The following is a 14944-nucleotide window of genomic DNA, read 5'->3' as shown; positions in this document are numbered from 1 at the left end:
AAAGGGATTGGCCACGTTCTGGATATCTTCGTGCATCACAACGCCGAGCTGATCCATGGGAGCACTCCAAATGAGGAAATTGGATGTCTGGCCGCCGATTCGCGGCTTATTTACCCTAGCACGGATTTATTTGGCAAATCGGTCGCCATGCAAGATGACGCCGCAATTATGAAGCAAGTCACATTTTCAAATATATAACCAACAATGGCAAACGTTCCTCTAAAGTGGCCAGACATTCAGAAATCCAAAGTAATAGATACACTATATTTTCTTACGCCGCTAGCTTGCATCGAGCAACCCAATCAAGGCAGGGTAATCAGCTTTCATTTCATCGACGGCGTCATGATCGTTGAAGAGCGCAAACGCCAGAAGTGCCTCGGTGACGACATCCCCTACGGCTTGCGCATCATTGCTCGTAAATCGTTTGGGAATTCTCCCCCTGACTTCATTCACGATCTTCTTGGCGGTGTCACCCTCAATATTTTGCCTGATCCAATCTACGACCGACTTACTGGATGAATCAACAAATTCATTGACCTTATCAGGATCCTCTTCTTCAGCAATTTGATTGTAGACCTTCTCGAACCAGCTGCCTCCGCTATATTTCTTATCGTCACTTGCCGTATGATTCGAGATTGTCACTCCATCATTGACAGTTGCCTTGCTATTGTAGATCGATGCAATCGTCTTGGTCACCGTTTCGTCTGTATCGGTGTTCTTCGCGCTACATGCGAAGCTCGCATTGACCGTTCCCGATTTGGAACCTGCATTGGAATTGTCGCTCGCTACCGATACATTTACCGTGTAATCAACCTTTTGCTTGTCCTTGAGTATCCATTTCTTGACCGTCTTCTCGACATGCGAGTGATGTGCGCTGTTCGCTGAAGCCGTAATAGGGAATAGATTATAGTCTTCGCCAGGTCCGCCGACGTTATGATTCAGCAAATGACCTTTGATATATTTCTCAGTCGACCTCAATTTAGGCGTGGTCGGCAACTTGGCCATAAGGTTTTTCTGGGCGGAAGCCTTGGGCGGACTTCCCATCAAATCACCTACGTCGACATTCTCGTCGTGGAGATTTTTGGCCGTCATGGATAGACCGACATTCTCCGTGCTTCCCTTCAGCTTACCCTCAGTCCATGTGACCGTGGTCTTTTTTGCGCCAGTGCCCACCGTTGTCGTCTTCAGCTGCGCGATGTTTGGAGAGTTTGCCAGGCGATGTTGAATCAATGGCCTAGAGCTTGAAAGCGCTGCGCGTTGCATAGCCCTCTCTCCCATACGGTCTGCTTCACGCTCAAGCCCAGGATCATCATTCACACCCACTGCTGCCAGTTGCCTGGTTGCCTTCACGCGCCCCTGCCGCTGCTGCACAACGTGCCATGCTTCATGCGGAAGATGCTTTTCCTGCCCTGGCCCCAGATGAATCTGATTTCCCTGCGCATAGGCATGTGCATTCATTTGTGCAGGCTGGGCAGAGTTGCGATGGACTACGACATCGCCCATATCCATGCCTGAAAGTGACTCGATGCCCGCGCGCAACTGCGTTGGAAGACCATTGCCTCTTTCCGGATCGCTCCGCATCTGAGTGATGGCTTGATGCTGCGCAAGCTGCCTCTGGCTGCCGTTGACTCTCAGCTGCGTAGCACGCGGCGACATCCCACTGCTGGCTGCGGCCGGCTTAGGACCATCGGCCTGTTGCTGTTGAAGTGGGTCTGTTTGCTTCATGTCACACCCTTGAACGCATTTGCATCGCCAACTCGATCCGGGTTTAATCCGGTGCTATTTCGCTTTTCCCTTCTTCGGCGCCGCTTTCGCCTTACCCTTATCAGTGCCCTTGAGCTGCGCAATATGCGCAGCCTCCTTGGCTTGACGTGGGGTATCGCCGACCTTCTTCTGTACCGCTCCACCCCGGCCTCCCTGTTGCGAGGCTGGCGAGCCGCTTTGTTTGGCTTGCTTGACGTCCTGACTTTTCATGGTCTCTCCACGCGTGGTTTGAGGATGTGGTAGGCAATACTGAGGATCAGGGCAATCAACATGATCAGGAGCAAGGCATTGCCCTGGCGTATGGCCGTCAGCTCCGGGTCGCCAGCAAGCAACACGGCACCCAGGATCAGCACGGGAATCGCGCCGCCCAAGAGCGAAAACTGATACTTGCGCCCGGCCCGGCGAAAACGGCAACTGCTCTGGTACAGCACGAAGGCGATCACCCAGACAAGTAACAGCACTTCGAAGAGCATGCGCAACGGCCAACGGTATTCACACACCAGGGATTGGAACGGCGCCACCTTGGTGGCCTGTGCCAGGAATCCGGACCGGATACGTGTCGACACCATCTTGCCAGTCGCCTGCTCCCGATCCGGTGCGGTCCAAAAGCCTGCCCCACCAAAATTGTCGGCCACATAAGCCATCTCGTCAGCCAGTTCGCTTTCGTTTGCGCTACCACTGGAGACAACGGGAATGACCTTACGCAACAGCATGCGACGATCGTCCTCACCCAGCTTTTTGTCCAGGTCGATGGCAGCGCCGACCGATCGCCTGCCTTGGCGCGTTGGTTCGGTCAGCAGCACCATGTAACGCATCGTAAGATTGGTATTGCTGTGGTACCGGGCACTGCCGATGACCACATGCCCGTCCTTGATCTTGGGCGCCTCAGCCAGTTTGATGTACGAAAGCATGGAGCGGATTTGCCAGATGCCATTCGTGATATCCATATCTTTATCGCGGATCACGATGTTGAGCACATACTCGCGGTCACGGCGACGCAGTTCAGTGATGAGTGCAAGCACCTGCTGATCGAGGTAGGTCATAAATACCGGACGCAATGGATCGTTCGCAGCAGGCATGCGATCCAGGAACAGAGTCAGGCCATCACCAACACGTTCGACCTTGGCAAACCCAGGCACCCAGGCATGACTGCGCGACACCAGATCAGGCAACGGCGAATCAATGAAATCTGCCGACTGCTGCGCCCACTGTGCAGTCAGGCGACTGATATCATTGTTCGCGATGCCTTTGAGGAATTGCCAATCGTTTCGGTATAGCGTGTAATCGAGCTGGGTGCGATGGCGGCGTGCCTCTCGAATAAAGGCGGTCTGTTGCGATGTAGTCCAGGACGGGACCGACAGTTCCCCATTGTCATTGAGCCAGAGCATGGCCAGCTCGATGCGCGTGATCACGGTGAAATCGAGTAGCTGCGGTTTGTCCTGCGTCAGCCAGAATGGATAGAAGCCATAGATCTCACCTTGGAGCTTGCGCGTGCAGCCACAACCATCGCCATTCCACAACGGCGCAACAGGATCGAGCAATGGATGTACTTGGCGCGCCTTTTCGATCAACAGGCTGCGCAGCCCGGGGCTCATGAGCAATTGAGGTAGCATTTTCCAGGGTAAAGGGTCGCTCGGCACGAAGCTGTCCTGCTTCTCCAGTTGTGCCCAGTTGGGCGGACAACCAAAGTCAGCCATGGATGGCGGCGGTCGCTTCTGCTTGTGCGCGGCCGCCAGGATCAACGTTTCGGAAAACCGGCACAGACGAGTATCGAGCGCGGCGCTAAACAGATCGCGGCCCGGATAATCCACACCGATCAACGGCTGGATCAGACGCTTGAACTGCTCCTTGGTATCGGTGATGTCGGTATCGACCTGGTCCTGAGCCACGTCTGCGTCAACTTCCTTACTGGCGGGTGTCGCGACACTGGTGCTTGCACTAGCCGGCTCGTCGTTGACGGATACGTGGGTCGCTGTCGCCGCGCGCGTGGACATCAACTTCAAGGCCGCCTGCACGTCCTTGTCCTCGAAGATGGCCTCGGTGAGCTCATAGGTATCCATACGAGGCGCCAACGATTGTGGCTCATCCAGAGTATCGGAGAGCGGCACCGTCACCAGAGGTTCTGGCGCTGCCGGCTCCTTCGGCGCAGGGGGCTTGGGCTCCGGTGGCACGACCGGCTTGGGCGGTGCCGGTGGCTTGCGCGGCTTCAAAGGAATCGGCGTCGCCGGTATAGGCGTGCTCTTGATCGGATCGATCTTCAGGCGATACGTCTGCTGCGCGATACAGTCGCGTCGATCGCGCACGAGCGCTGTGAAAACCGCGATCAATGGCAAGTCGCTGGGAGCGACCGCCAGTTCTCCGGTCGGGGCGAGATTGAAACCCGCTGGCAGGCTATCGGACTGGAAGATATACGGCGGCACCCCGCCGGTCGCGTAAAGCTTGTACTGATAGTGTTCACCAACCATGCCGGCAGGCAAGGTCACGACACTACCGCCCAACTGCAGTGGTTGCACGCCGGTGGTGCATGATGTAGCGGCCTGCGCGAGGCTGGTAAAAGCTATTGAAACGACGAAGATCGCTGCGCACGCATAGACACGTCGCCTGCTCCAGGACATAGGCTTGAGTCCCTTCATCCCATGGTCCTCCCTTCCTTGCCCAACTCCTTGGCCAAACCCGTGCGCAGATGCCCGGCGGTGATCTGGCTGGCACCACCACGTGCGGCCTGGAGCACCGCAAAGCGCAGCACATTGATGATGGCGCCACCGGAAAGCACATGCTGTTCGGCGATCGCCTCCAGGTCGACATCGCCAGCCAAACGGGCGCTGTCGGGCATCAGCTTGCGCCATAGTTGCAGGCGCTGCTCGGCATCAGGCATCGGGAAATACACCATGGACTGGAAACGTCGTGAAAATGCGTCGTCGATATTGCCGCGCAGGTTGCTGGCTAGAATCACCACGCCGGGAAAATCCTCGACACGTTGCAGCAGATAAGCAATTTCCTGGTTGGCGTGACGGTCGTTGCTGCTCTGCACAGCCCCGCGCTTACCGAACAAGGCGTCGGCTTCGTCGAAGAACAGAACCCAGCGACGGCTCTGCGCCTGATCGAATACATGGGCGAGGTTTTTTTCGGTCTCGCCTATGTATTTGGAAACCACCATGGAAAGATCGATGCGATAGACATCCACGCCCGTGCTCTGTCCAAGCAACGTCGCGGTGAGCGTCTTACCGGTTCCCGGCGGCCCGTAGAATAGGCTGCGATATCCGGGTTTGACCGAACGCCCAAGCCCCCAATCATGCATCAATTGCGCCCCTTCGCGCAGCCAGGTCTGGATGACCATGATCTCGTCCATCACGTCGGGCGTAAGCACCAGATCCGACCATTCCAGGGGCGAAGTGATGCGCTTGGCCGGAAAACGAATGTTGTAGTCGGGCTTGTGCCATACACCGGTCTGTAACCGCTGCAACACTTCTGGACTGATGGTGAGAGAACCGCTCAGCTGCGGCTCGCTGCCGCCACCCTCGGCCTCGATGCGCAGAACATCGCGACTCATCAGAGGGTGTTGAGAATCGAACAGGTCAAGCAAATCAATCCGGCGCTCGATATCGTCACCGGCAACAAGGAAAGCGGCGGTTTCGCCGGTCGGAAGGAAGCCCCCATGACGCTGCGCCTTCCACCCACCAAACTCGGTAAAACCACGCTCAAGGTTCTGGTTGCGCACGAAAAGCAAGTCGAGCACACCGGGCCGAAGATGCGGAGCCAGGGCGAGCGCGAGCACGGCACGTTCCATCGCTTGCAATTGCAGCTCGTCAACCAGATTCGCCAGGGCACTATCCGGTGGCAATGCCGGCGGCGGTGGCGCAGCCTCGAATCCCTCCGCATGCTGCTGGAAATGCTGCTCCAGGCGCAGGTTCAGCACATTTTCCAGCCATGACAGTTCCAAGGCCAGCGCGGCCGCATGCGAAGCGTAACGACGATCAGCGCCAGTCGACATGGATCGCTCCTTTCATCCATGGCAGCTTGATCGTGCCGTAGCCCCAGGGAAGTCGATCGAGTAGCACATCGAATGGACCGGGCTGTACCTTCATTCGCCAGTGCTCACCCTCCAGGGTTTCGTGCTCGACCATGCGCCCGATTCGACGAAGGAAAATCTGTTGCAGGCCCGCCGGTGTCGTTTGACCCAATGATTTCCAGTGCGTGACGACTGCCGTGAGCAGGCTGTCGAGCATTGGCTTGACGTTGTCCATGGATTTGGCTGGGAGCACCGGCTCGTCGATCGCCATGCCGCACAGTAACTTGTTGAGCACCCACTCGTGCTCTTCGCTTTCGACATGGCCATCGGATAGATAAACCAGGCAGTGCACGGCACGATGGCGTGCCGCAGCATCCACGAAGGCGTTGTCTTCAATCAGTCCCAATGCCTGGAACAAGCGAGGCGTAAAAGTGGAAAGCAGCACTAACCCTGCGTTGGCAACGTAAATGGCTTCGTTATCCGGGTGATCATCCGCCGGCGATACCGTACCGTCATTGGTGCGGCTGTTGCGGATCATCGGCCGTTCCGGCGCTTCGGCCGTACGACTGGATCGGCCATCCATCGACAGCATGTGTCCTTCCTCACCGTTGCCGTGAGCCAACGCTTCGACAGCCTGCCGCCATACGCGCTGCCAAGCCACATGATCCTGGGGTGGGCGATCCACGGTTCCCAGGTAGGCCAGGCTATGGTCGAGCAGATATGCTTGTAAGGCGGACAAGCCAAGACCGGCCGCGCGCACCGCGTCGTCATGCTGGTGAGCCAGCGCAAACTGGCGCAGGGATTCATGCCAGCCATTATCGAGCATAAAGCGGTCGGCATCCTGCGCCGCCTCGTTGTCGTGCCTGGCACGTTCGTCGGCCGCCTGCCGCGCGGAAGCTGATTCACCGGGTGGCAGGCCTGAAAGTTTTTGACCGATGCCAGACAACAGGCTGCGCAGGAGATTGGATGCGTCCGCTGCCGCGCCAGTCGCCACCTGCACGCCATCAAGTGGCTTGCCGCCCAGTTGCGTGACAAGGGTATCGGCGAGCGTTGTCATGAGCAGGCGCAAGCGCGATACCCCCAACGTACTGCCGCCCTGCCCCCATAATGCATGCAGGCCAGCTACCCGCCAGGCCTGGCGCACCTGACTGATCTGGTAAAGACTTAAGCGCCCCTGCGAACGCAGGGGTTCGAGCAACGCCCCATCGAGTGCCGACAACGACCTGGCCAACTCTTCGTGCCGCGACGCCAGCAAGGCTTGCAGGCCGTGACACGGCGTGATGATAGCCAGTCTTTCGAGCGCTCGATCGGCGTGCGGCAGTTTCTGCAACGATTCCCACAGCCGCACGCCATCACGTCGTGCCAACTGTTCGAGCCAATCGGCCATGCCACCCGGTGCCAGCGGCGGCATGGACCAATGCAGGCGACCATATTGCAGATAGAACAGAAAATTGTCGCGCTCGTTTTCCTCCGCACGACGCGGCGAGTGCACGCTGCGCTCGATACCGGCCGATTGCGCGGCCTCCTGTCGCAAGCGCCGCAACGCCGTGTCCAGTGCCGCATCCAATTGCCTACCCAGAGCCTCGTCGTCCACATCGGCAGGCGTGTGTCCAAGGTCAACTTCCAGACTATCGATGCGCCACACCTCATCGCGCGGCGACAAGCGATCGAACAATGCCCCCAATGCCTGGCCGCCTTGCCCCCGCAGGAACTGACTCAACCGCTGCTGCTGAGCCAGGGCAAGCGAGCGATCACTGCCAGCAAGCTCCCAGGACAAGGTTTCGATGACGTGACGACTCATGCATCGCCCTCCCCATCGGCCGTGCTGCTGGACGCCGACAATTGCCGCCAGATCACCCAGCGCAACAAGCGCGTCCAATTGTCCAGGCTCCGGGCGTTATTGCCGCGTTGATCCTCTGGCTTGTGCAGCGCTCCGCAATACGCCTGGTTCGCCTCAAGCCAGGCGGACAGGCAACGCTCGAAGCGCAGCATGGCAGGGGCATCGAGCCATAACGCATGAATGCGCAAGTGCGCGGGGGCATTCAGCGCGAGAGTCTCCTCGGCGATACGCCGGAATGATAGATCACGTCCGCGTGCGGTCCAGCCCGGGAACACTGCGGTGATCTGGTGGCGGTAGAAATCCTCCGAGATGTCGGTATCGTCCTTTTCGCGCGGTCGCAGCAGGATGTGCTCGACCACATGCATGCCCTCGCATTCCAGCTGCATACGGCAAGCCAGTTCGTGCAATGACATGGCTACCGCCTCGGCGGAGGTTTGCGCCGAGCGCAAACGCAAGCCCCACCAACGCCCCCTTTCATCCGGGCCAAGCCATAGGCCTCGACCGGGCACATGCTGGTAACGCTCGGCATGCACGGCGCAACGTAGCAACGCCGGTGGCAACGCCCGCATGTTCAATTGCGGCAGATGCTGGCTGACCACGCGCGCAGCCGATGCCAGGTCATGCCCCATCGAGGCGGTGACGCGATGGCGACCGGCACCCCACAGCGCCAATGCGCGCCCCTGGGCAGGTGCCTCCGATGCGGTGTGAAAATGATCTGTTTCCGCGGCAAGCCCAAGGTCTGCCTGCGTCAAGGACTGCATCAGCAGCCGACTGTGGTACTGCTTGAAGGCCAGCAACAAGCTGGTACGCTGTTGCAATACACAGGTATTGCCGCGCCTTCCCAGCGAGCGGCGACTGTAATCCATGCCACCGTACCGGTCGCGCGTCAGCGTAGCGATACGCAGCAGCATCTGCCGCTTTTGTTCGAACAAGTGCAGATCCCAGGCCCTGGCGCTGAAATACCAGCCGAAGGCTCGGATGCTGCCCTGCCCGCAGCCATCACCATACAGAGCAAGTAGATGATCGAGCACGCGGTTGCGACGTTCAAGCGAATCATCGGCTGATGCAAACACCGTTTCGCGTACTTTTTCGCGGTCGTCGACATACAGGTCGGCAAGTCCTGGCATGTTTTCGTTGCCCAACACCTGCCACGCATAGCTGGGCTGCATGGCACCACCGACCGTATACAACTCGCGCATATGGCGCGTATGGGCGGCACCATGGGCCAGCCATTGCTCAAGCAACGCCAGATAGGCCTGGAACTGCGCCTGGTCATTGGCCTCGGCTGGCGGCAGCGCGGCATCGAAACGTTCACGATAGATGCGTGGCAGGTGCTGATACAGGGAGACATATGGTTGCGCAGGCATGAAATGGCCACGGGGACGTGCCAGCAGCGAACCCGCCATCTCAGGAGCACTATCGGCGGAAGCTCGGCCTCCCGTACCACGGCGCAGGTCATCCAGGCGGTGAAGCAAGGGCTCGATAGGCAGCGCAACAAGGTTTCCACGCCGCGTGATACGCCATCCAGCCAGCGCTTGCGCGTCATCGGGCCACCACAGCCGTAATACGCGGCCATCTTCACGACGCGGTAGGCTGCCCTCCGAGTTATCGAGCCCTTCGCAGATCAGGCTGACCCGACGAGCCTCCACGACCCCATCAATGCTCATGGCCAGACGCGTCAGGTCACCAAAATAAACGCGCTGCTCCACGTCGGCGGAATGGCTGGCGACGTCGATCCAGCCTTGCCGGAGTGGCGGCCCTTCCAGGGCATCGGCCAGGGATACCACGTTGCCACTGGCCATGCGTTCGCGCAGTGACAATCGCTGCGGCATTCCATCAACGTATTCGGCACAACGAGCCACCAGCTCGGCAAGTATGTCTTCCGGCGCCCGCGCGCCTTCCAGGCTGATGTCGAGATGGAGGTTGCACCAACGCGGCTTGAGCACGTTCGGTAGTTCGGCGAGATCTTCGCCCAGGTTGCGTTGCGCCCAATAGGCACGCGTGGCCGCGGCCACCGCGGCGTCTTCCGGCTGCGTTGCGCGCACTTCAAGATGCATGCGCCACAAGCCGTCGGCGTCGGGCATGCTGGCATGGGCCTGCAAGGCCCCCGGAACGCGATCGAGCAGCCAGCACACGTAATCCGTGGCGGTATCGGGCCGGCAAGGAAGAATCTGCTCAGCGGCATGCAGGCCAAGCCGTCGGTAATGAATCCGCCCATCGGCCGCGGCGAGCTGGTCGACCAACGGCTGGCGTGCGCCAAAGACATCCTCGGTCAACGCGTAACAGAACGCTTCCAACAACGTGACGCCAGGATCATGGTGGTTGAAATCGGTCCACAACTCACCACTGAGCGCCTGGGCCTGGGCCAGGCCTTTGGCTCGCAGCGCCTCATAGGAAAACGGATCCTCGCCGCGCTTCCTGGCAATCACCGCTGGCGGCGGGCGCGCACCGGGTGTACCCACGACGTCCGTCGGTGGCGACGGCACTACGCCGAGCAAGGCATCTACGGGCGTACTCATGGCTGGCCCTTGTCCATGTGCGGATCGAACCAGAGCCGGGTCAGGTTGGCCTGAATCGTGACGTGTTCACCAAAGTCGCATCCCGTGCGAATCTGTAGCCGATAACGTGCGTCTCGACCATGCGTGCCATTCCAGCGCAATTGCAGACGGTCGCATCGGCGCGCGTAGAAGGCGTGATTGCTCTTGATACCCCGTTTGCGATTGATGAAATCGAAGATGCCCAGCGTTGGATTGTAGGTATTGAGGGCGACGGCCTGGAGCAGGGAAAACCGTCCGTGGCCGCGATGACCAACGCCGGCCACTATCTCGAAGGCCTGGCAGCCGACCAGGTCATCGGTGAGGTCCTGCCATTCCCCATTGGCCTTCAACGGCTTGGGATTGGCGCGAGCATCCGCGCCACGTCGTCCGGTGCTTCGCACCACGCCATCGACATCCAGTTCGGCTTCCGGCTCGCTGCGTCGTACACCGATCCGACCAGCCGGGTCCATGCACCACAAAGGCGAGGCGGTCTTGTCTTGTTCTTCCTGTTGGTCCTGGTTGGCCCGGATCAACAACTGGCCCCTCGCCCCGCCAAAGCCAACGTTCCATAGCGGCAGATCCGGGTCCTGGTCGCGGAAGAAGCTCAACAGCGCCTCGTAGCCTGAAGCTGCGGAAATCTCAAAGCCCCGTTCCACGGACTTGCGAAAACCCTCGTCGCTCATATTGAGCATCGAGTCGATCAGGTCGGCGAAATGTTCCTGCGACGGCAAGGCGCCATCGCTGAAGTAATTCCTTAGCGATTCGCGGTTGCGGATGGTCATGAAGTCCCCCGGCTATCGCCCGGTGCCGGACCGAGAATGAACGTGCCGCCAATGGCAAGCTTGCCCACGCCGGTGGCCTGCGCCCGGGTTACGGCGGGATGGCCGATCAATTCGATCAGGTGCCGCGTCGTCGGCAACACCAGGCTCCAGGGCTGTGCTGGACGTACGCGACGCAAGGGCTCCTTGTCGCGAGTGCGCGCGGTATCGCGCAAGTGGTAGGTGTTGTCGTCGGTGCTCACGATATGCAGCAGGGATATGGGACCCACCGTTTCGACGTCGTCCAGTTCGCGCAATCGCGCCTCGATGGTCTCGGCACGAATTTCCCAATCGAAATTGGCGTGACATCCTTCCGCATGCCACGGCGAAAGAAATTCCACGATAGCCTGGTTGATGCGAATCAAGGCCGCACCAGGATGCGTACCCGTGGTCAATTGCAGGGCGCAGCGCACCTGGATGCGTTCATAGGCAGCGTTGCGTACGAGCAGGCGAACTCCTGGCGTACTGCGTTCACGCAGGTAGGCAGCCATCCGCTCAAGCACGGCCGCATCGAAACGTGGCGCCTCAGTGCTGTGAAACAGTGCGCCCTGACGCGGAGACGGCACCACAACCACAAGTACGCCGCCAGGCTGGGAGCACACTGCCGATCCTGGTGCTTCGCCATTGGCGAAGCACTTGACCTTGTAGGTCTCGGGAAATCGATCCAACAACAGGCGTTCGTAGTCCCATGGCGTGCTGGCACGCATCTTGTGCCGGAGGCGTTCGGCGGTACGCACACGCAGGGCGTTGCCCACGTCCGGCTCATGCAATCCGAATGAAGGGCCGACCTGCGTGACGCCACGCAGGCCGCCAATCGCACGCAGGGGCGCTTTGACGGTGCCGGGTGACAAGGGCATCTGCACATCATCCTGGGCGCGTGGCGTTACCCGGCTGGCGCTGATGGCCTGGGTGTGCACTCCATACAACCCGGCCAGGCGCTCCAGCGCACCATCCGCGCTCAGGCGCAACCAATAGAGTTGGCCAGGCAGGCGTGGACAATTCCGCGTCATGCCCGCGGGTAGGTCGAGCACCACGATGCCGCTACGCAGGAACCCCAGCGTGCCATCGGAGAACATTCGGCCTGGCTCCAGCGCACGCCAGCCATCCTCGCACCATACCGACCAGGTCAAATGCGGACGATCACCATCCCAGCACTCGGCAGCGCTTTCCGGACGCAGATGGAAATACAGGCTCAGTGCACCCTGCGGGTTAGAACCGGACAGGCCAATGACCAGGTTGCCCTCGCGCATATACCTCGGCAGCAAGGGAACACCATCCGTACCGGCATGAACCCGGGGGTTATCCATACCGAACGGGTGAAGATGCAAGAGCTGCCCAACACTGGATGCATTGGGCTTGAAGGTCACCAGACGCCCGGCCGTGTAATCGAGCGAGATCTGTTCGATGACCGGTGTGTAGGGCTCCTGCGGCAGAGGCGCCATCAACCGGGTTTTCTTCAAGCGTGCATTGCGGGTCAGGGCGTCGGTCAGCAGCCGTGGATAAATGGCATGACCGAAAGCATGCTCGGGGGCGGTTAGCTCCAGGCGAAAGAACCCGTTGCGGGTATTGCCGTCATAGACAAACGGCTGCACGGGGCTAGCCTGCGCACGGTGATAGCGCATCAGGTCCGGCTTGGGCAAGGCGATGCCATTCCATTCCTCGACCTTATGCCTGCCGCGGAACAGTTCGAGGCGGCCAGAGCGCTCACCTCGCCATTGACCGTCGCGCAATACCTCGGGCCGCACTTGGAAACCGGATGTCTCCCACTGCCCAGGATAGCCCTCGTAGCGCTCGGCAAAGCCGGCTTCGCCGTTGGGTAACTGCCCCCAACGTACATTCAGGCGCAGCGAGTTCAAGGGCTTGGCGGACAACTCTTCGTTACCGACCACCCAATATGATCCCACCGCGGGCATCGGCCCAAACGGCAGGAACGGCTTGGCGGCATCCAGGCGACCCAGCTGGTTGTACAGCACGAGGTCGCGTACGCCGCGCACGTCGACGTCCAGCGCGATGCCATGCAGGATGAGCTGTTGCAACAGGCTGTAGGCATACATGCGTGTGCGCGACTGCAACACGAGCTGGATGACCGGCTGTGCCGGCCAGCCTGCGCCATGGACGGCCGGTTTGCACGGCACGACCGAAGGCTGCTCGATACCCAGATGCATGACGATTTCGATGCGTGCACCCTGCCCTGGGCTTATCTCCTCTCGACGCCGCACGAGTGCCTCGTCAAGCGGCAGCCAGCCGGCAGGCGTGCTGCACGAGGCCTGCCAGATGCCACGGAACACGCGCGAGAAGATCAGCCCTCTATCGGGCAGGTTGTGCCCAGGTATGCCGTCATCGTGTTCATGGGGATAGATCAGGATCAGCGGATCATCGATCTCTACCCGCTGGGTGTCATCTCCGGACAGCAGCACCGCGTGCTTGCGCAAGGCATCCACGTCGGCCGGATGAAGATCCTCGCTGGCCGCGGTCAACCAGGCGGCAAACAGACGTCCCAGGCGATGCTGGAACAACATGGTGTCCTTTGCCGCCAGGCATCGGGCAAGCAAGTAGCACAGTTGTACATCGCCTTCGAGCCTGGCCGCACGCGCCCAGGCATCCTGGGCCAGTGACGCAGTCGTTTCATCGGTCATCGTGATCAACGACAATTGGTGACGTGACTCGTAGCGCTCCAGGCGCGCGAACATCTGGCCAAGCCACGACGCGTCGCGACGATCGCCGCTCATGCGCAGCAATGCGGCGATGCCGTCATCATCATGCGCTGGATGCGACAGATGCAGGGTAATACAGACCCGACGATCGCCTTCCTTGAGCGCAAGCAAGGGCGACGCCAGCGCAAAACCAAGCGTCGCGTTCTGCGCCTTCGCGGCCGAACCCTTGGCTTGACCACCGAGCAGCGGCCACCACTTTGGCACTTCGGCGTACGCCGCCTCGGGCGCCAGCAGCGGAATGGACTGCGACACCACGCGCGTGGCGTAGCCAAAATCCCGCTCCGGGGAAATCAAACGATCCTGCTCCAGTCGAAGGCTGTAAAGTGCCGCGACTTCGTTGTCAGTCACTTCCAAGCTGCTATCGGCAGCAAATTCAATCGTCCGCCCCTGGCTATCCTTGCCACCCACGAAACGTGTGCCGAATGGCACGTGTACGGCCGAGTGATGGCGCGGGTCGCGCACAAGACACAAATGCACCCGTTCCACTGCCGGCATGCGCGGACGCATATGCAGGAGTCTGAGGTAATAGAAGTCGGTCAGCCGTTCCGGGAAACGGTTCAATTCCGCACGCGTGTCCTGATAAAGCTGCAACGCCGTCAGCAGCAAACCCATGGCCGGCTCGTGCTTGCCGCTGGCCAGGCTAGCCGAAAGCCGCGATTGTGCAAGCGGCTTGAGCTTGTCCACTGCCAGGCACAACGCACCCCATACCCGGCGCAGCAATTGCAACCGCTGCTCAGGGGACAGAGGGCTCGCGGGCTTGTGCATCAAGTGCTTATCCATACGCCAGACGCCGTGCATGGCACGCCACTGACCGTCATCGAGGCCGAAACAGTGCACGGCTTCATGCAACTGGTCGCGCGCGCTGCCGCTAATGGCCGCCATCAGCGTCTGCAACACCAATGTGGCAGTGGGTGTCTGGTGACGCGCGAGCCATTGACACCAGCGATCGATCGTGAAAAAAAGCCGCTTCACCCGCCACCACAGGTGCTTCTCTCCAGACCACGGCCAGGCATCTGTAAAGCCATTCTGCATGGCGCCGAGTGGAAACGAAGCAACTTCAGCCAACAATACCGTCTCGTCGCGCAGCAAGGCATCGTTCCAGCATCCGGCACTGTCGTCGCCAGCGAAACGCAACTTGGCTGCATACGCCAATGTCAGACGAATGCGCTCAGCCAACGTGAATTCCTCGGGCTGGATATAGCCCGGGGTCAGCGCGGCGGCGAGACGTTGGTCCTGTTGCGTGCCTGGATGCATGATGGGAA

9 protein-coding genes are annotated in these 14944 nt (G+C 60.0%); 1 reads left to right on the top strand and 8 read right to left on the bottom strand.

Features of this window, described 5'->3' with window-relative positions; all coding sequences use genetic code 11:
* On the top strand, positions 1–198 hold a 198-nt coding region (locus tag VF436_RS19640), incomplete at its 5' end, for a hypothetical protein (RefSeq protein WP_330905744.1).
* An 81-nt stretch (positions 199–279) separates the two neighbouring features.
* On the opposite strand, the gene VF436_RS19635 is transcribed toward VF436_RS19640, so the two are convergent.
* Genes VF436_RS19635 through VF436_RS19600 form a run of 8 tightly spaced genes read right to left on the bottom strand, consistent with a single transcriptional unit; the run spans position 280 to position 14936 of the window.
* Positions 280–1725, bottom strand: a complete 1446-nt coding sequence (locus VF436_RS19635) for a DUF4157 domain-containing protein (protein ID WP_330905743.1) — start codon at positions 1723–1725, stop codon at positions 280–282.
* A gap of 54 nt (positions 1726–1779) precedes the next feature.
* Positions 1780–1974: a hypothetical protein gene (locus tag VF436_RS19630; RefSeq protein ID WP_330905742.1), complete on the bottom strand. Its 195-nt coding sequence runs from the start codon at positions 1972–1974 to the stop codon at positions 1780–1782.
* The gene (locus VF436_RS19625) at positions 1971–4397 is read right to left on the bottom strand and encodes a hypothetical protein (protein WP_330905741.1); all 2427 of its coding nucleotides are present in this window, start codon (positions 4395–4397) and stop codon (positions 1971–1973) included. Before VF436_RS19625 ends, VF436_RS19630 begins: the two co-directional genes overlap by 4 nt.
* Entirely contained in the window at positions 4394–5755 is a 1362-nt protein-coding gene (locus tag VF436_RS19620) for an ATP-binding protein (RefSeq protein ID WP_330905740.1), read from the bottom strand. Before VF436_RS19620 ends, VF436_RS19625 begins: the two co-directional genes overlap by 4 nt.
* The gene (locus tag VF436_RS19615; RefSeq protein WP_330905739.1) at positions 5739–7574 is read right to left on the bottom strand and encodes a contractile injection system tape measure protein; all 1836 of its coding nucleotides are present in this window, start codon (positions 7572–7574) and stop codon (positions 5739–5741) included. Before VF436_RS19615 ends, VF436_RS19620 begins: the two co-directional genes overlap by 17 nt.
* A complete protein-coding gene (locus VF436_RS19610) occupies positions 7571–10132 on the bottom strand; it encodes a hypothetical protein (protein ID WP_330905738.1) in 2562 nt (853 codons plus the stop codon). The genes VF436_RS19615 and VF436_RS19610 overlap by 4 nt, the downstream gene beginning before the upstream one ends.
* Entirely contained in the window at positions 10129–10932 is an 804-nt protein-coding gene (locus tag VF436_RS19605) for a hypothetical protein (RefSeq protein WP_330905737.1), read from the bottom strand. Before VF436_RS19605 ends, VF436_RS19610 begins: the two co-directional genes overlap by 4 nt.
* The gene (locus VF436_RS19600) at positions 10929–14936 is read right to left on the bottom strand and encodes a hypothetical protein (RefSeq protein ID WP_330905736.1); all 4008 of its coding nucleotides are present in this window, start codon (positions 14934–14936) and stop codon (positions 10929–10931) included. Before VF436_RS19600 ends, VF436_RS19605 begins: the two co-directional genes overlap by 4 nt.
* Between the last annotated feature and the right edge of the window lie 8 nt (positions 14937–14944).

Source organism: Dyella sp. (assembly GCF_036384435.1).
In the GTDB taxonomy this organism is placed as follows: domain Bacteria; phylum Pseudomonadota; class Gammaproteobacteria; order Xanthomonadales; family Rhodanobacteraceae; genus GSA-30.
Note: the sequence above shows the minus strand (reverse complement) of the source record. Positions and strands in the feature narration are given on the sequence as shown.